Genomic DNA, 17,049 nt, shown 5'->3' with positions numbered 1-17,049 from the left:
AAAGGAAGTTACGTGCTCGACGTCAACTTCTTCGATGAACTCCGCATTGGCTTGGCCAGTGCAGAGGACATCCGCAATTGGTCCTACGGCGAGGTCAAGAAGCCGGAGACCATCAACTACCGCACGCTCAAGCCCGAGAAGGACGGCCTCTTCTGCGAGAAGATCTTCGGCCCCACCCGGGACTGGGAGTGCTACTGCGGTAAGTACAAGCGTGTCCGCTTCAAGGGCATCATCTGTGAGCGCTGTGGCGTCGAGGTCACTCGCGCCAAGGTTCGTCGTGAGCGTATGGGTCACATCGAACTGGCCGCACCGGTCACGCACATCTGGTACTTCAAGGGTGTTCCGAGCCGTCTCGGTTACCTGCTCGACCTGGCTCCGAAGGATCTCGAAAAGATCATCTACTTCGCTGCCTACGTCATCGTCGGCGTCGACGAGGAGCTCCGTCACAACGAGCTGTCCACCCTCGAAGCCGAGATGCAGGTCGAGAAGAAGACCGTCGCAGATCAGCGCGACGCCGATCTCGAGGCACGTGCGCAGAAGCTCGAAGCCGACATCGCCGAGCTCGAGGCAGAGGGCGCGAAGTCCGATGTCCGCCGCAAGGTCAAGGACGGCGGCGAGCGCGAAATGCGTCAGCTCCGTGACCGCGCGCAGCGTGAGCTGGATCGTCTCGACGAGATCTGGACCACCTTCACCAAGCTGAGCGTCAAGCAGCTCATCATCGACGAGCTCCTGTACCGCGAGCTGGTCGACCGTTACGGCGAGTACTTCACGGGTGCGATGGGCGCAGAGTCCATCCAGATCCTGATGCAGAACTTCGACCTCGACGCCGAGGCGGAGTCTCTCCGCGAGACCATCCGCAGCGGCAAGGGCCAGAAGAAGCTGCGTGCACTCAAGCGCCTCAAGGTGGTTGCGGCATTCCAGACCAACGGCAACTCGCCGATGGGCATGGTTCTCAACGCTGTTCCGGTGATCCCGCCGGAGCTTCGCCCGATGGTTCAGCTCGACGGTGGACGTTTCGCGACGTCCGACCTCAACGACCTGTACCGCCGCGTCATCAACCGCAACAACCGCCTCAAGCGACTGATCGACCTCGGTGCTCCCGAGATCATCGTCAACAACGAGAAGCGGATGCTGCAGGAGTCGGTCGACGCCCTGTTCGACAACGGTCGTCGTGGACGTCCGGTCACCGGACCGGGTAACCGCCCGCTGAAGTCCCTGAGCGATCTGCTCAAGGGCAAGCAGGGTCGTTTCCGTCAGAACCTGCTCGGTAAGCGCGTCGACTACTCGGGTCGTTCCGTGATCGTCGTCGGTCCTCAGCTCAAGCTGCACCAGTGTGGTCTGCCCAAGCTGATGGCTCTCGAGCTGTTCAAGCCGTTCGTGATGAAGCGTCTGGTCGATCTCAACCACGCGCAGAACATCAAGTCGGCCAAGCGCATGGTCGAGCGCAAGCGCGTCCAGGTGTGGGACGTCCTCGAAGAGGTCATCGCCGAGCACCCTGTGCTGCTCAACCGTGCACCTACGCTGCACCGTCTGGGTATCCAGGCATTCGAGCCGCAGCTCGTCGAGGGCAAGGCCATTCAGCTCCACCCGCTGGTGTGTGAGGCCTTCAACGCCGACTTCGACGGTGACCAGATGGCTGTTCACCTCCCGCTGTCGGCAGAGGCTCAGGCCGAGGCACGCATCCTGATGCTGTCCTCGAACAACATCCTCTCGCCTGCTTCGGGTCGCCCGCTCGCCATGCCGCGTCTGGACATGGTCACGGGTCTGTTCCACCTGACCCGTCTCGACGAGGGTGTCACCGGTGAGCTCGTTGCTCCGACCAACGACGAGGCAGAGCAGGGCGTGTACTCCTCGCCCGCCGAGGCTCAGATGGCAGTCGACCGCGGCGCGCTCTCGGTTCAGGCTCAGATCAAGGTGCGTCTGACGCAGCAGCGTCCGCCGCGCGACCTCGAGAACGAACTGTTCCCCGAGGGCTGGAAATACGGTGACGGCTGGACCGCCACCACGACACTCGGCCGTGTGCTCTTCAACGAGCTGCTTCCGGCGGACTACCCGTTCGTCAACGAGCAGATGCCGAAGAAGCGCCAGGCGACGATCATCAACGATCTCGCCGAGCGGTACCCGATGATCGTGGTTGCTCAGACCGTCGACAAGCTCAAGGACGTCGGGTTCTACTGGGCCACCCGTTCGGGTGTCACGGTCTCGATTTCCGACGTGCTCGTGCCGCCGGAGAAGCCTGCCATCATCGAGGACTTCGAGGCTCAGGCCGACAAGATCGAGAAGCAGTACCAGCGTGGTGCTCTGGACAAGAAGGAGCGCAACAGCGCTCTGGTCACCATTTGGCAGGAAGCGACCGACAAGGTCGGCAAGGCCATGGAGGCTCACTTCCCCGACAGCAACCCGATCCCGATGATCGTGAAGTCCGGCGCAGCCGGCAACATGACTCAGGTTCGCTCGCTCGCCGGTATGAAGGGTCTGGTGACAAACCCGAAGGGTGAGTTCATCCCGCGTCCGATCAAGTCTTCCTTCAAGGAAGGCCTGACCGTTCTCGAGTACTTCATCAACACGCACGGTGCTCGTAAGGGTCTGGCCGATACCGCACTCCGCACCGCCGACTCGGGTTACCTGACCCGTCGTCTGGTGGACGTTTCGCAGGACGTCATCGTCCGCGAGGTCGACTGTGGAACAGAGCGCGGCATCGTCACCACGATCGCCGAGAAGCAGGCCGACGGCACGATGATCCGCGATGCTCACGTGGAGACCAGCACGTACGCCCGTACCTTGGCGGCCGATGCAGTCGACGCGAACGGCACCGTCATCGTCGAGCGTGGCCACGATCTCGGTGACCCCGCGATCGATGCTCTGCTCGAAGCCGGCATCACGACGGTCAAGGTCCGCTCGGTCCTGACCTGCACCACCGGCACCGGCGTTTGCGCCACTTGCTACGGCCGTTCGATGGCCACCGGCAAGCTGGTCGACATCGGTGAGGCTGTCGGTATCGTCGCCGCACAGTCGATCGGTGAGCCCGGTACCCAGCTGACCATGCGTACCTTCCACCAGGGTGGTGTCGCAGGAGATGACATCACCGGCGGTCTGCCGCGTGTCCAGGAGCTGTTCGAGGCACGTGTGCCCAAGGGCAAGGCTCCTATCGCGGACGTCACCGGTCGGGTACAGCTCGAAGACGGCGATCGTTTCTACAAGATCACCATCGTTCCGGACGACGGCGGCGAAGAGGTTGTCTACGACAAGCTCAGCAAGCGTCAGCGTCTGCGCGTCTTCAAGCATGCCGACGGTCGCGAAAGCCTCTTGGCTGACGGTGACCACGTCGAGGTCGGACAGCAGCTCATGGAAGGTGCTGCCGATCCCCACGAGGTCCTGCGAGTCATGGGTCCGCGTCAGGTTCAGATCCACTTGGTCAACGAGGTCCAGGAGGTGTACCGGAGCCAGGGTGTGTCGATCCACGACAAGCACATCGAGGTCATCGTGCGCCAGATGCTTCGTCGCGTGACGATCATCGATTCCGGTGCCACCGAGTTCCTGCCCGGTTCGCTCACCGAGCGCGCCGAGTTCGAGTCGGCAAACCGCCGCGTTGTCGCCGAGGGTGGCGAGCCCGCAGCCGGCCGTCCGGTGCTCATGGGTATCACGAAGGCGTCGCTCGCGACGGATTCGTGGCTGTCCGCGGCATCGTTCCAGGAGACCACTCGTGTCTTGACCGACGCGGCTATCAACTGCCGCTCGGACAAGCTGATCGGTCTGAAGGAAAATGTCATCATCGGCAAGCTGATCCCTGCCGGTACCGGTATCAACCGTTACCGCAACATCCAGGTTCAGCCCACCGAAGAGGCACGCGCCGCTGCTTACGCAGTGCCGTCGTACGACGACCAGTACTACAGCCCGGACGGCTTCGGCCAGAACACCGGTGCTGCAGTTCCGCTGGACGACTACGGCTTCAGCAACGACTACCGCTAGTCGGGTAGTCGCATGTGACGACTACCGCTAAGCGTTAGTTCGTAGAAAATCCCCCCACCTCGAAAGAGGTGGGGGGATTTTTCATCTCGCTCGCTTCAGGAGTTGCTGCCGCTGAGGTCCGGGATGACGATCTCCTGGACAGCCCACTTGTTGTCGTCGGGGTCGGCGAAGTAGATGAATCTGCCCCAAGCCTGGTCGTCGATCGGGCTGATGTCGATGCCGCGGCTCTTGAACTCGCGCTCGGCCTCTTCGATGTCCTTGACCACTACCTGCATGCCGACGACGGAACCGGGCTCGGCGTCGGTGATTCCCTTGCCGATGCAGATCGAGCAGGCCGAACCGGGTGGGGTCAGCTGGACGAAGCGCAGGTCCTCGCTGACCGTGTGATCGTGGTCGGCGTTGAAGCCGAGGCGGACGTAGAAGTCCTTGGCGCGGTCGATGTCGGTGACGGGAATGGCGACCAGTTCGAGCTTGATGTCCATGACGTGCCCTTCATGTGATGGTGGATTCCGGCGACAGGTCCAGTGTTGCGGGTATTGCGGTCAGAAACGGTCCTCATTAGGCGTCCGGATGAAACTTTCCGAATTCCTTGTTGCTCCGAGAGTGCTTCTCTCACTGCTCGACCGATCCCGAACCAGGAGCGGATACCCCGACTCCGCAGCTCTGACGCATTCCGTCGAACGCGCCGCGCACGCCGACGCTCTCGGCTACCACCGGTTCTGGGTGGCCGAGCATCACGCGGTGCCCGGGATCGGGAGCGGGTCGCCGGCAGTACTGCTTGCCGCGATCGGCGCGCATACGCGCGATATCAGACTCGGGAGCGGTGGGGTCATGCTGCCGAATCACCAACCGCTGATCGTCGCCGAGCAGTTCTTGATGCTGGAGGCTCTGTACCCGGGGCGAATCGATCTCGGCCTCGGCCGATCGCTGGGATTCACGGAGCCTGTTCGTCAGGCACTACGACGCAGCAAGGATGCTCCGGACACGTTTGCGTCAGATCTCGATGAGGTGAGGCGCTATGTGGACGGATCCGCGGCAGTGACGGCACGGCCGGCGTCGGAGACCGGGGTGCCGATCTTCGTACTCGCGACGCGTACAGGTTTGAAAGTGGCAGCGCAACTGGGGCTTCCGGTGGTCGTGGGTGGGCCGATACTCGGAATCGGGAGCACCGACCGGGTGGATGCATTGGACGAGTACCGCCGAGCTTTCCGGGCCACCGACGCTCATCCCGAACCCTATGTGGTGGTTTCTCTCGAAGTGGCGGTTGCCGATACCACCGACGCGGCGCGTGAGTTGCTGATCCCGGAGGCATACGCGCTCGCAGAATCGTCACGGACGGGGGAGTTTCCGCCGCTCGCGTCGCCGGACGGGATCAGGCGCGCCCCGCGCAGTGATCGAAATGCCAGGCGTATCGAGTCGTTCATGGCGTCGGCGCTGCACGGCACACCTGTCGAGGTGAAACAACAGCTTCACGATCTCGCCGAGCGGACCGGTGCCGACGAAGTGCTGGCGTCGACGTCGACGTACGACCGTGACGCGCTTGCACTTTCGGACCGCCTGCTACGTGAGGTGCTTTAGCGGTGTGGTTGATCTAACGGGGCACGTGAAACTCGAGCAGAGTGGCGACGGAGTCGTCGAGTTCGGTCCACGGCACCGGTACGGAGAGGACGGCGATCGCCGAAGTCGGGAACTTGTCGCGGATACGTTGGGCCGCTTCGGAGTTTTCGTTCGATGCGAGATCGAGTGCAGTCCAGGGAATTCCGGGTTCGTGTCCGACGATCAGGAGCGTCTTGACGTGGTCGGACGTGGTTCGCGCAGCTGCAATGACGTCTGCGGGTGAGCCGCCGTAGATGGACTTCTCGAATCCGGCGGGAGCTTCGATTCCCGTCGAGGCAAGGGTTTCGACGGTACGCCGGGAGGTGGAGCACAGAACGGCGTCTACGGGCGGGACGTTTTCGCGGATCCATTCGCCGCCGATGCGGGCCTCGCGCAGGCCCCGTTCGGCGAGCGGACGCTCGTGATCACGGATGCCCTCGGGGTAGCTGGACTTGCCGTGTCGCATGAGGACGAGGGTGCGGTGGTCGGCCATGCGTTCACGGTATCCGCTTTGTGCCCGTCAGTCCGGTTACTCTGGATGGTCAGGACCTTGAAGGAGGTTTTCGATGGCCGGTAAGAAGCTCGATCGAACTAATGCCCGAACTGCACTCGAGGTGGTACGCGAAAGCCCCACCATCGCTTTCATCACCGTTGCCCCGGCAGTGGTCGTGTTCGGCGTGGTGTGGTGGCTCTTCGGTTTCTGGGCCGCGATTCTTCTTGCGCTGGTGTTCGGTGTCGCGGCTGTCGCGACCCAGAAACTGCGTTAGAGGGCGCTCACCTGCGCAACTGCGCGGAGCGCTTCGCCGACCAGGAACCAGACCGTGACGGTCTTGTCGTCGACGCGGCTGCGCAGGACGACGTCGTCACTGGAGACGATGGGGGAGAGGTACTCGATCAGTGCTCGATGCGGAACTGTACGCAGTTCGGTGCGCGCGCTGAGGACCTCTTCGACTGCCTGCCAGTAGACGGCGTTGTTCACGTGGTCGAACGGGTCGATATCCGTGGCGCGCAGAGCGAACGGCGTGTCCAGAACACCCGCGTCGTCCGCCTCCGGTGCGTTCTCGGCGAGGACACGCTTCCACTTCAGGCGATGCTCGTCGGTGGATTCTTCCAACGGCCGCATGAAGTCGTCGCTCATCCTGGTGGGCATGCCTGACTCGGCGCTGATGTTGATCCAGAAGCCTTCGGTTTCCATCAGCGCGCCGTTGCTGCCGTCGAAGCGCACGCGCATGTTCGCCCATCTCGTGGAGAAGCCGGAGCACCAGCGAGTCATCGTCAACTCTTCCGGCCAGATCGCCGGGCGTACGACATCGACGACCGTACGACGCACTATCCAGAGCGGATGAGTGTCGATGGCGCCGGCGGCTTCGATGTTGTCGTTGCCGATGTCCTGCAGATAACGGGCGACGGCGTCGAGCCTGGCCTGCTTGGCGACGTCGATGTCGCCGGTACGGACCGGGCGGGACTTGACGAAGATCGGTCCTCTGTCTGGCTGCGGCGCGAGCGTGAGATCTGGGTTCACGTGAGATTCCTGTTCGCTGGAGTGAGCCGATTCTGTCAGGCTTTTCAGCGAGTGGCGATTATCTGCTTTCCGCAGCCGGAACCGTCGACCATTCGTGCCACGGCGACGGCGGTGTCGGCAAGGGATGAACGGAGTCGATCACCGGGGTGATGACACCTGCGTCGATCATTGCCGTCAGCACCTCCAGATCCTCGGCGTTCTCCGAAGCCATCAAAGACCCGAGCTTCTGAGATACGAACGGAGACAAGCACAGTGCGCGGATTTGGCGATCGATTCCGCCGAGCCACCGTCCGCCGTTCTCGCCGCCCACGATCACGAGCCTTCCGGTGCGTGTGAGCGCCCGTCGAAGTTCTCGCAGTCGGCGGTTGCCGCCGGTGTCGATGATGACGTCGTACCGATGCGATCCGTCGGTGGCGTCGTCGACGCGGTAGTCGCGAACCTCGTCGGCACCGAGGGAGCGGACGGTATCGGTTTTCGAGGTGCTGCATACGCCGGTGACGAGCGCGCCCATGGCTTTCGCCACCTGCACCGCGTAGATCCCGACGCCACCGGATGCACCGAGAACGAGGACGGATTGCCGGCCTGCACGCGGCCGTGGTCGCGCACGGCTTGCAGCGCTGTGAGGCCGGAGACCGGCACCGCTGCTGCTTGTGCGAACGACAACCGGGCAGGTTTTGCGGCAATCTTCGTCTCGAGTGCGCACGCGTACTCCGCAAACGAACCGACCGCGATCCCGTATACCTCCTGGCCGAGTGCCACGCGGGTCACCGAACTGCCGACGGCCTCGACTCGGCCGGACACGTCCAGTCCGCGGACCCGGTTCTCAGGTCTGCGCAGTCCAAATCCCGCGAGGCGCAACGGATATGGCAGTCCGGCCATGAGATGCCATGCCCCGCGGTCGACGGACGCGGCCTCGACGCGAATCAGCACTTCGTTGTCGGCGACAGTGGGGCGCGGAATGTGGTCGAGGTAGAGAACGTCGGCTTCGCCGTAGCGATCCTGTACGACGGCGGTCATCAGTTCCTGCGGCATGCGAGTCTCCGTTCGTCGAATGCTTACACCGTAAGTATTGCACTTACGGTGTAAGTTCTGTCAATGTGGAGAAGCGCACAAGATTGACCCGAGATGACGTTGTACGCGCTGCCGTGGCGCTTGCAGATTCCGTCGGAATCGATTCGATGACCATGCGGAAGCTGGGGACCGAACTGGGCGTCGAGGCGATGTCTCTGTACAACCATGTTTCGGACAAGGGGGATCTGCTCGACGGAATGGTCGACGCGGTCTTTGCGGAGATCGATCTTCCGACGCCGGGACTGCCGTGGCGAACGGAAGTTCACGCGCGAGCGGTATCGACTCGGGAGGTGCTGGGGAGGCACCCGTGGGCAACTCCGTTGATGGAGTCCCGAACGACGCCTGGTCCCGCGACCCTGCGCCACCACGACGCCGTCATCGGAACACTACGCGCTGCCGACTTTCCGGTCGCCCTTGCTGCGCATGCCTTTTCGATCATGGATGCGTACATCTACGGCTTCGTGCTGCAAGAGGTGAGCTTGCCGTTCGAAACAGCGCAGGAAACGACGGAACTGGCGAAGGCGATCATGGGCTCGTTCGAGAGCGGTCAGTATCCGCACCTGGCCGAGCTGACCACCGAGCACGTCCTAGCTCCGGGATACAGCTACGCCGCCGAATTCGCTTTCGGTCTTGATCTGATTCTCGACGGACTCGAACGTCTGCACATCGGGAGCGAACGATGATCTGACGTGAGTACCGGGTTAAAGTCGAGAAAACCGGGTTACCGGTCCAGACTTCAGATGTCCCGAAGAGGAGCTTTCTGTGCGCGCCATGGTGGTTACGGAACTGTCCGGTCCCGAAGGAATTGTCGCGCAGGAGGTTCCCGAGCCCGCAGCCGAAGGTCTTGTTCTCATCGATGTGAAGGCCAGTGGCGTCTGCTTTCCGGACCTACTCATCACCTACGGCAAGTATCAGATCCGCCCGGAACCGCCGTTCATTCCCGGCGCGGAGATCTCGGGCGTCGTGGTCTCCGCGCCGAAAGGGTCGGGTTTCGCTCCGGGCGATCGTGTTCTCGCGGCCGCGTATCTGGGCGGCTATGCAGAGCGGATTGCCGTCAACCCGGCGCAGGTACTCCGAATTCCGGACGGACTCGCCTTCGACGAGGCGGCCTCTCTGATCATCAACTATCAGACGATGGAGTTCGCGCTGGCTCGTCGCGCGAAGATCGTCGCGGGGGAGACGGTCGTCGTGCTCGGCGCTGCGGGCGGAGTCGGAACGGCAACCATCCAGCTGGCCAAGGCGCACGGCGCTCGGGTGATCGCCGTGGTACGACGCGAAGGCGTCGAGGACTTCTTGCGTGAGCTCGGTGCCGACGAGGTTGTCGCGCTGGCTCCGGGATGGGGAGAGCGGATTCGGGAACTGACCGACGGCGTCGGCGCTCAGATCGTGGTAGATCCAGTAGGCGGGGATGCGTTCGACGACGCGGTCCGGGTTCTGGCGCCGGAGGGGCGTCTTGTGGTTATCGGTTTTGCCGGCGGCGGCATTCCTCAGGTCAAGGTGAACCGGGTGCTGTTCCGCAACATCAGCATTGTCGGCGCGGCGTGGGGCGAGTTCACGCGCACCAATCCCGAAGCGGTAGCCGAGGTGCATGCATCGCTGGTAGAACACGTCCGGAACGGCTTGCGTCCGCTGGTCAAGGCACGGTATCCGCTTGCCGACGCAGCAGTTGCCCTGGCTGATCTCGAAAGCGGCAAAGTTCTCGGAAAGGCCATCTTGCTGCAGGAATGATTCTTCGCAACGTGATGGTGCTCACCAAATAATAAGTTGCAACATGTTTTCATTTGGGCAATAGTTGCAACCGCACTACCATTTGCCAGGTGATCGCTTCCGATTCTGATGACCTGTATGGAGCACTCGACGAGTTGTTCACTCGCCTGATGAGCGCCGGTGATTCGGAGTCGATCGATGCGTTGATCGAACTGGATCTCTCGTTCTCTCAGGTGCGTGTGCTGTTCGTACTTGCACAACGTGATGCGGCGATCCCGATCAACGAGGTTGCCGACGAGCTTCGGCTCTCGGTGGCAGCTACGGGGCGGAACATCGATCAGCTCGTGAACATGGGTCTGGTCGATCGCCGTGAAGACGAGCGGGACCGACGCGTCAAGCGGGTTTCCTTGTCGGAGGCCGGTCGTAAGGTGACGACCAACCACATCGAGTGCAAGCGCGGCCAGCTTCGCGAATTCGCGTCGCGTGTTCCTGAGCCAGAGCGGATTCGTTTGTTCGAGGCTCTCAAGCCCATTCTCGCGGGTGACTATCTGCGAGCACTTAACCAGGAGACTTCGCGATGACATCGCCGAACGCGCCGGCACCGGCGTCCGACAAACTTGACGGGGCGGTCCTCAAGATCGCTTCCGTGGTGGTGCTCGGCGCCATCATGTCGATTCTCGACGTAACCGTGGTGAGCGTCGCGCTCACCACTTTTGCCGAGGACTTCGAAACTTCGTACGCCACCGTCGCGTGGACGATGACGGCCTACACGCTCGCCTTGGCGACGGTCATTCCGGTTACCGGTTGGGCTGCCGACCGTTTCGGCACCAAGCGCCTGTACATGACGGCCCTGGTGCTGTTCGTGCTCGGTTCGGTCGCTTGTGCGATGGCGTGGGACATCACCTCGCTCATCGGCTTCCGCGTGCTCCAGGGTCTCGGCGGCGGCATGTTGATGCCGCTCGGTATGACGATCATGACCCGGGCCGCCGGTCCGGACCGTGTCGGTCGTGTCATGGCAGTTCTCGGTATCCCGATGCTGCTCGGTCCTATCGGCGGCCCGATTCTCGGTGGTTGGCTGATCGAGGCCGCGAGCTGGCACTGGATCTTCCTGATCAACTTGCCGATCGGCATCATCGCTCTGGCTGCTGCGTTCATCATTCTGCCGTCCGACAAGGCGAAGCCTTCGGAGTCCTTCGACTTCCTCGGCATGATCCTGCTGTCGCCCGGCCTGGCGCTGTTCCTGTTCGGTGTGTCGTCCATCCCTGAGGTGGGAACCGTCGCGTCCGCTCGGGTTCTGGTGTCTGCCGGTATCGGTCTGGCACTGATCATCGCCTTCGTGTTCCACGCGCTCAACAAGGATCACCCGCTGATCGACCTGCACCTGTTCAAGAACCGTCAGTTGACCACCGCCGTCATCACGACGTCGTTGTTCATCGTCGCGTTCATGGGCGCCGGGTTGCTGTTCCCGAGCTACTTCATTCAGGTCGGCGGGCACACCACGCTCGCGGCCGGATTGTTGATGGCTCCACAGGGTCTGGGCGCTATGGTCACCATGCCGATCGCTGGTCGACTGGTCGACAAGATCGGCCCGGGCAAGATCGTCCTGACCGGTTTGCCGCTGATTCTCATCGGTTTGGGTGTGTTCACACAGGTTGCCTCGGATTCCCCGACGTGGCTGCTGATGGGCGCCTTGTTCGTCATGGGCCTCGGTATGGGTTGCACCATGATGCCGCTGATGACCGCAGCTATCGTGACGCTCTCCAACGAGCAGATCGCTCGCGGCTCCACTCTGATGAACATCGTTCAGCAGACCGCAGGTTCGATCGGTACCGCCGTGATGTCGGTGGTCTTGACCAACCAGCTTCTCGATCGTGGCCTCGATACGACGATGGTCGGTGCGGCGTCGCACATTCCGACCGAGCCGGGAAGTCCGCAGGAGTCTGCTGCGAATTCGATTCTCAGTGCGGCGTCGGACGCTTTCGGCAACACCTTCCTCGTTGCCACTGTGCTGATCGTCCTGACCCTCATCCCGGCGTTCTTCCTGCCGCGGAGCAAGACCACCAGGCCGGTGGCCGAGGGCGAGACGGCAACGCCGATCGTTATGCACTGACCGCTTTTCGGTAGATCGTTTGTCCAGATGAGGGCGGCACACATCTTGTGTGCCGCCCTCATCTTTTTGCCGTGGAATACAGCTGGATGGTTGAATGTTTGATCAGTTACATGCAAACGCATGGATCTAGTTCGCGGAGGAGCAACCATGCAGTTCGGAATCTTCACGGTTGGTGACGTCACCACTGATCCCACGACGGGTAAGACCCCGACAGAGCACGAGCGCATCAAGGCCATGACGACCATCGCCAAGCACGCCGAGGAAGTCGGTCTCGACGTCTTCGCGACCGGCGAGCACCACAACAAGCCGTTCGTGCCGTCATCTCCGACCACGATGCTCGGATACATCGCGGCCCAGACCGAGAAGATCACGCTCTCCACGTCCACGACGCTGATCACCACCAACGACCCGGTGAAGATCGCCGAGGACTACGCGATGCTTCAACACCTCGCTGAGGGGCGTGTCGATCTGATGATGGGACGCGGAAACACCGCGCCGGTGTACCCGTGGTTCGGCAAGGACATTCGCGCCGGTATCCCGCTGGCGCTCGAGAACTATCAACTTCTTCGCCGGCTCTGGGACGAGGAGGTCGTGAACTGGCAAGGGGAGTACCGCACTCCACTCCAGGGATTCACGTCCACCCCGCGCCCGCTGGACGGCGTCGCGCCGTTCGTGTGGCACGGTTCGATCCGCAGCCCCGAGATCGCGGAGATCGCGGCGTATCACGGCGACGGATTCTTCGCGAACAACATCTTCTGGCCGAAAGAGCACTACATCGAGCTGATCAATCTCTACCGCCAGCGTTACGAGCATTACGGCCACGGCTCCGCGGACCAGGCGATTGTCGGTCTCGGTGGTCAGGTCTTCATGCGCAAGAACAGTCAGGACGCGGTCAAGGAATTCCGTCCGTATTTCGACAATGCTCCGGTGTACGGCCACGGGCCCTCACTCGAAGAGTTCACCGAGCAGACGCCGCTGACCGTCGGTTCCCCTGAGCAGGTCATCGAGAAGACGTTGGCGTTTGCCGATTTCTTCGGCGACTACCAGCGCCAGCTGTTCCTGATGGATCACGCCGGGCTGCCGCTCAAGACGGTGCTCGAGCAGCTCGATCTGCTCGGTGAGGAAGTTGTTCCGGTTCTGCGCCGTGAGTTCGCGGCCAGGCGGCCCGCACATGTGCCGGACAACCCGCCCACTCACGCGTCGATGAAGGCGGCTCGTGAGGCAAGCAGTGTCACTGCCTGACGAGCAACCGCCTGAGGTTCCGGTCAGCACCACCGAACTCGCCACCGACGCCTGGGAAGCCTTGTTTCGCGCCCAGGTGTCGGTGCTGCGGCGGCTCTCTGCCGACGACGTCTGGGATCAGGTGTCGATGCGCGAGTACGACGTGCTGTTCACATTGAGCCTCACACCGAGTAGTTCACTTCGCCTGCATGACCTGAATCGCGAGATCCTGTTGAGCCAGCCGTCACTCAGCCGCCTGGTAGAACGGTTGGAGGGTGAAGGTCTGGTATCGAGAAGTGTTGATCCACAGGATCGCCGCGGGACGATCGTGCAACTCACCGAAGCGGGTGCAGCGCTGCAGAAATCAGTGGGTCGCCGTCATGCGGCGAGCATTCGTCGCCACGTCGGACCGGCCCTGGACGCGGATGAACTTCGACTGTTGGCCGAATTGTGCACGCGTCTGCGTCTCGCGCAGTCATGACTAGAGGCAGGATGGACGATATGAGCAACCTCGAAGCGCAGCCCGTCGAGCAGGAATGCGAAGGCCATCCGGCGGAGAGCGAGATTCAGATTCTCACCCCGCGCGACGTACCGCTCGGTGGCCCGCGGGCGATGCGAGTGCGTCGCACCCTTCCGCAACGCGAGCGTTCGCTGATCGGGGCATGGTGTTTTGCCGATCATTACGGTCCGGATGACGTCGGCTCAGGACCGGGCATGCATGTGCCGCCGCATCCGCATACCGGATTGCAAACGGTGAGTTGGCTGTTCACCGGAGAGATCGAGCACCGTGACAGCATCGGTTCCCATGCAATGGTTCGGCCGGGTGAACTGAATTTGATGACGGCCGGGAGTGGGATCGCGCACTCCGAGGTGTCGACGCCGAATACGAAGGTTCTGCACGGGATGCAGTTGTGGGTGGCGCTGCCGGATGCGGCGCGCGATACCGCACCCGCGTTCGTTCACTATCGACCGGAGCCGGTGACCACCGATGGTGCCACGCTCAGTGTGTTCCTCGGCTCGCTCGCCGGTGACACGTCTCCGGTGTCTACCTTCACCGAATTACTCGGTGCCGAGGTGATTCTCGATCCTGGGGCCGAGATCGCCCTCGATGTCGATCGTTCACATGAGCACGGCGTGATCGTCGATCAAGGATCGGTTGTTCTGCGTGGTACCACCGTCGGCTGGGCCGAGTTGGGTTATCAAGCACCGGGTTTCGGAAAACTGACTTTGCGCAATCCGGGATCCGAACCGGCTCGACTGCTACTGCTCGGCGGGAAACCGTTGGGCGAGCAGGTCATCATGTGGTGGAACTTCATGGGTCGTACCCACGAAGAGATCGTCGAGTATCGACGCAAGTGGCAGGCCGAGCTGGCCTCCGGATTCGACGGCAGCGTCCCGGACCAGCGTTTCGGCGTCGTGCCGGGATACGACGGCCCGGCGCTCCCGGCACCCGAGTTGCCGAACAGTACGTTGCGGCCCCGAGGCTAGTCGGTGCTCTTGCGGCTACCGTCCGCGAGCATCGTCTCGATCAGGCCTGTTCGATGTCCTGGTGAGCCTTCGCGAGCATGATGTAGCCGGCGCCGTTGGCGGTGATACCGGCCTTTTCGCCTTCGGAGAGTTCACGTTTGACCTTGGCGGGCACGCCGGCGACCAGTGATCCAGGCGGGATTTGCATCCCCTGAGACACGACCGCACCGGCTGCAATCAGTGATCCCGAACCGATGTGTGCGCCGTTGAGCACCACGGCACCCATGCCGACGAGAACGTCGTCTTCGACGGTGCACCCGTGCAGCACTGCGTTGTGGCCGACCGAGATTCGCTCGCCCAGCACTGCGGGGAACGTCGGGTCGGCGTGCACGGTGCAGTTGTCCTGAATGTTGGTGTCAGCGCCGATGGAGATCGATTCTGCGTCGCCGCGGATAACCGCGCCGTACCAGATGCTGGCTCCGGCAGCGATGGTCACAGCGCCGACAACGGTGGCGTTGGGTGCGATGAACGCACTTTCGTCGATCTGCGGGGTGTTACCGAGAACGGTGGCGATGATCGGGTTGGTCATGGTTCTCCTGTGCGTTGGAATGACGTGCTCTGACGGTACCTGGACTATTTCGGTGTGGACTTTCGATTCATGACGACCGTCCCGACACCCGCGGTCACCACCAGTCCGATGGCGACGAGTGTGAAAGCGTCGAGCGTTTGCCCGATCACGAGGACTCCGGCCAGTGCGGCCGCTGCCGGTTCGAGGGCGATGAGGACCGCGAAGACCTTCTTGGCCAAGGAGCGCAGCGCCCACATTTCCAAGCTGTACGGGATGACGGACGAGAGGACGGCGACGGCGGCGCCTGCGGCGAGCATCTTCGGATCCAGCAGTTCGCTTCCGCCCGAGACGACGCCGAAGGGGAGCGTCAATACGGCTGCGACGATGCTTGCGCCCGCCAACCCGTCGGCACTCGGGAGCGTCGCGGCCAGGTGGGAACCGGCCACGATGTAGCCGGCCCACGCAGTCGCGGCGATCAACGCGAACATCACCCCGATCGGGTCCAAACCGGATTCGCCGTGATCGCCTAACCCGAGCAGCAACACTCCGCCGAAGGCGAGCAGTACCCACGCTCCGTCGGCCCACCGACGAGACAGAACTGCGGCCAGCGTCAACGGTCCGAGGAACTCGATGGTGACGGCGGTGCCGATGGGCACCGTGTCGAGGGCGAGGTAGAAGGCGCCGTTCATCACGGCGAGGGCGATGCCCAGCGCGAAGATGCCTTTGCGTTGCCGGTTCGACCACCTGCTCCATCGTGGGCGGACGATGACGCCGAGGATGATCGCGGCGATCGTCAGCCGCAGCGTCGTGGCTCCGGCGGGCCCGATCTGCGAGAACAATGTCGTCGCGAATGCCGCTCCGAACTGGAGCGACAGTATCGAGGTGAGGACCGCGCCGACCGGCAGTAGCTGACTGCCCGCCTTCATTCTCCGGTGAACTCAGGACTTCGACGCTCGAGCATCGCGGCGACGGCTTCGTGGTGATCTCGGGTGTGGTGGGCGATCGACTGCATGGCGGCCGAGAGTTCGAGCAGGCTCTCGAGGCTCTGGTGCTGGCCTTCGCGGAGGAGTTTCTTGGTCATGCGGAGTACCTGCGGGGGATTGGCGGCTACTCGAGCTGCCAAAGCGTGCGCTGCGGAAAGCAATTCCTCGGGTTCGGTGATCTGCGAGACCAGACCCCAGTCGAGTGCCTTCGCAGCATCGATGGGTTCGCCGGTGAACGCCATCTCGGCGGCGCGGGCGTTGCCGATCGCGCGGGGGAGCAGCCAGGCTCCGCCGTCGCCGGGGATGAGTCCCACCTTGACGAAGCTCTCGGCGAAGACTGCGGCGGTCGAGGCGATGCGGAGGTCACACATGAGGGAGAGGTCGCAGCCCGCTCCGATGGCCGGGCCGTTGACGGCCGCAATGGTCGGCACCTCACATGTGTACAGCGCGAGCGGAATGCGCTGGATGCCGTGCCGGTAGCCCTGGCGGATCTCGCCGGGAGCACCACCGAACATGCCTTCCTTGTCTCGCATGTGTTTGACGTTGCCGCCGGAGGAGAAAGCCGACCCGGCCCCCGTGAGGATGACCGCTCGCACACTCTGATCTCGGTTGACTGCGGTGACCGCGTCTTCGAGGGCCTCGATCATGTCGATCTCGGAGATCGCGTTGCGGGTGTCCGGGCGATTGAGGGTCCACGTGACCACATCGCCGGTTCGCGAGATCAGTACGGCGTCGCTCATGGGTGCTCCTGGTAGTCGATGGCAGTTGAGCTCAGTCTCTCACCACAAGATTTCTCAATAACAATCATTCGTGCTTGATTTTTATGGACCCGGGT

General features: G+C 62.7%; 17 protein-coding genes and 1 pseudogene. 10 read left to right on the top strand and 8 right to left on the bottom strand.

The genetic code is table 11. From position 1 onward, the window contains the following. The first annotated feature begins 12 nt into the window (after window positions 1-12). On the top strand, window positions 13-3,969 hold the full coding sequence (locus RE4_RS17725; protein WP_019744304.1) for a DNA-directed RNA polymerase subunit beta': 3,957 nt from the start codon (window positions 13-15) through the stop codon (window positions 3,967-3,969). Window positions 3,970-4,064: 95 nt separating this feature from the next. Here the strand turns inward: RE4_RS17725 and RE4_RS17720 are convergent, their stop codons facing one another. Then, complete coding sequence (locus RE4_RS17720) at window positions 4,065-4,451, bottom strand: glyoxalase superfamily protein (protein ID WP_060939056.1); 387 nt, start codon at window positions 4,449-4,451, stop codon at window positions 4,065-4,067. Between the two features lie 88 nt (window positions 4,452-4,539). On the opposite strand from RE4_RS17720, the gene RE4_RS17715 reads away from it, so the two are divergent. Further along, window positions 4,540-5,547 carry an LLM class flavin-dependent oxidoreductase gene (locus RE4_RS17715; RefSeq protein WP_060939055.1) on the top strand — a complete coding sequence of 336 codons (1,008 nt, stop codon included), beginning with the start codon at window positions 4,540-4,542 and terminating at the stop codon, window positions 5,545-5,547. A gap of 13 nt (window positions 5,548-5,560) precedes the next feature. On the opposite strand, the gene RE4_RS17710 is transcribed toward RE4_RS17715, so the two are convergent. After that, window positions 5,561-6,058 carry a SixA phosphatase family protein gene (locus RE4_RS17710; protein ID WP_007728426.1) on the bottom strand — a complete coding sequence of 166 codons (498 nt, stop codon included), beginning with the start codon at window positions 6,056-6,058 and terminating at the stop codon, window positions 5,561-5,563. 73 nt (window positions 6,059-6,131) lie between these two features. On the opposite strand from RE4_RS17710, the gene RE4_RS17705 reads away from it, so the two are divergent. Then, complete coding sequence (locus tag RE4_RS17705) at window positions 6,132-6,332, top strand: hypothetical protein (protein WP_003941897.1); 201 nt, start codon at window positions 6,132-6,134, stop codon at window positions 6,330-6,332. Here RE4_RS17705 and RE4_RS17700 read toward each other — a convergent pair. The 3 genes and pseudogenes from RE4_RS17700 to RE4_RS31960 all read right to left on the bottom strand — a co-directional run. Then, window positions 6,329-7,087, bottom strand: coding sequence for an acyl-[acyl-carrier-protein] thioesterase (locus RE4_RS17700; RefSeq protein ID WP_081098388.1), 759 nt, complete (start codon window positions 7,085-7,087; stop codon window positions 6,329-6,331). The two genes, RE4_RS17705 and RE4_RS17700, sit on opposite strands and share 4 nt — an antisense overlap. A gap of 58 nt (window positions 7,088-7,145) precedes the next feature. After that, window positions 7,146-7,598 carry a zinc-binding dehydrogenase gene (locus RE4_RS31625; protein ID WP_238077020.1) on the bottom strand — a complete coding sequence of 151 codons (453 nt, stop codon included), beginning with the start codon at window positions 7,596-7,598 and terminating at the stop codon, window positions 7,146-7,148. Window positions 7,599-7,816: 218 nt separating this feature from the next. Continuing rightward, window positions 7,817-7,966: pseudogene (locus tag RE4_RS31960) on the bottom strand (alcohol dehydrogenase catalytic domain-containing protein); the annotation flags it as partial. A gap of 218 nt (window positions 7,967-8,184) precedes the next feature. Between RE4_RS31960 and RE4_RS17690 the strand changes: the two are divergent. From RE4_RS17690 to RE4_RS17660, 7 genes are all read left to right on the top strand, one after another. Next, complete coding sequence (locus tag RE4_RS17690) at window positions 8,185-8,841, top strand: TetR/AcrR family transcriptional regulator (protein WP_021334063.1); 657 nt, start codon at window positions 8,185-8,187, stop codon at window positions 8,839-8,841. A gap of 79 nt (window positions 8,842-8,920) precedes the next feature. Beyond that, on the top strand, window positions 8,921-9,886 hold the full coding sequence (locus tag RE4_RS17685; RefSeq protein ID WP_060939054.1) for an NADPH:quinone oxidoreductase family protein: 966 nt from the start codon (window positions 8,921-8,923) through the stop codon (window positions 9,884-9,886). 89 nt (window positions 9,887-9,975) lie between these two features. After that, window positions 9,976-10,446, top strand: a complete 471-nt coding sequence (locus RE4_RS17680) for a MarR family winged helix-turn-helix transcriptional regulator (protein WP_003941890.1) — start codon at window positions 9,976-9,978, stop codon at window positions 10,444-10,446. Further along, complete coding sequence (locus tag RE4_RS17675) at window positions 10,443-11,975, top strand: DHA2 family efflux MFS transporter permease subunit (RefSeq protein WP_003942006.1); 1,533 nt, start codon at window positions 10,443-10,445, stop codon at window positions 11,973-11,975. The genes RE4_RS17680 and RE4_RS17675 overlap by 4 nt, the downstream gene beginning before the upstream one ends. Before the next feature lie 147 nt (window positions 11,976-12,122). Beyond that, complete coding sequence (locus RE4_RS17670; RefSeq protein ID WP_020906827.1) at window positions 12,123-13,217, top strand: LLM class flavin-dependent oxidoreductase; 1,095 nt, start codon at window positions 12,123-12,125, stop codon at window positions 13,215-13,217. Beyond that, window positions 13,204-13,677 carry a MarR family winged helix-turn-helix transcriptional regulator gene (locus tag RE4_RS17665; protein WP_019744297.1) on the top strand — a complete coding sequence of 158 codons (474 nt, stop codon included), beginning with the start codon at window positions 13,204-13,206 and terminating at the stop codon, window positions 13,675-13,677. The genes RE4_RS17670 and RE4_RS17665 overlap by 14 nt, the downstream gene beginning before the upstream one ends. 20 nt (window positions 13,678-13,697) lie before the next feature. Continuing rightward, window positions 13,698-14,684: a pirin family protein gene (locus tag RE4_RS17660; RefSeq protein WP_029254865.1), complete on the top strand. Its 987-nt coding sequence runs from the start codon at window positions 13,698-13,700 to the stop codon at window positions 14,682-14,684. Between the two features lie 40 nt (window positions 14,685-14,724). On the opposite strand, the gene RE4_RS17655 is transcribed toward RE4_RS17660, so the two are convergent. Genes RE4_RS17655 through RE4_RS17645 form a run of 3 tightly spaced genes read right to left on the bottom strand, consistent with a single transcriptional unit; the run spans window position 14,725 to window position 16,954 of the window. Then, a complete protein-coding gene (locus RE4_RS17655) occupies window positions 14,725-15,252 on the bottom strand; it encodes a gamma carbonic anhydrase family protein (protein ID WP_003941993.1) in 528 nt (175 codons plus the stop codon). A 44-nt stretch (window positions 15,253-15,296) separates the two neighbouring features. Next, window positions 15,297-16,157, bottom strand: a complete 861-nt coding sequence (locus RE4_RS17650) for an EamA family transporter (RefSeq protein ID WP_020968975.1) — start codon at window positions 16,155-16,157, stop codon at window positions 15,297-15,299. Then, the gene (locus tag RE4_RS17645) at window positions 16,154-16,954 is read right to left on the bottom strand and encodes a crotonase/enoyl-CoA hydratase family protein (protein WP_020906831.1); all 801 of its coding nucleotides are present in this window, start codon (window positions 16,952-16,954) and stop codon (window positions 16,154-16,156) included. Before RE4_RS17645 ends, RE4_RS17650 begins: the two co-directional genes overlap by 4 nt. Window positions 16,955-17,049 lie beyond the last annotated feature (95 nt).

This window comes from Rhodococcus erythropolis NBRC 15567 (genome assembly GCF_001552595.1).
In the GTDB taxonomy this organism is placed as follows: Bacteria; Actinomycetota; Actinomycetes; order Mycobacteriales; family Mycobacteriaceae; genus Rhodococcus_F; species Rhodococcus_F erythropolis.
This window is presented reverse-complemented; position numbering and strand designations above follow the sequence as displayed.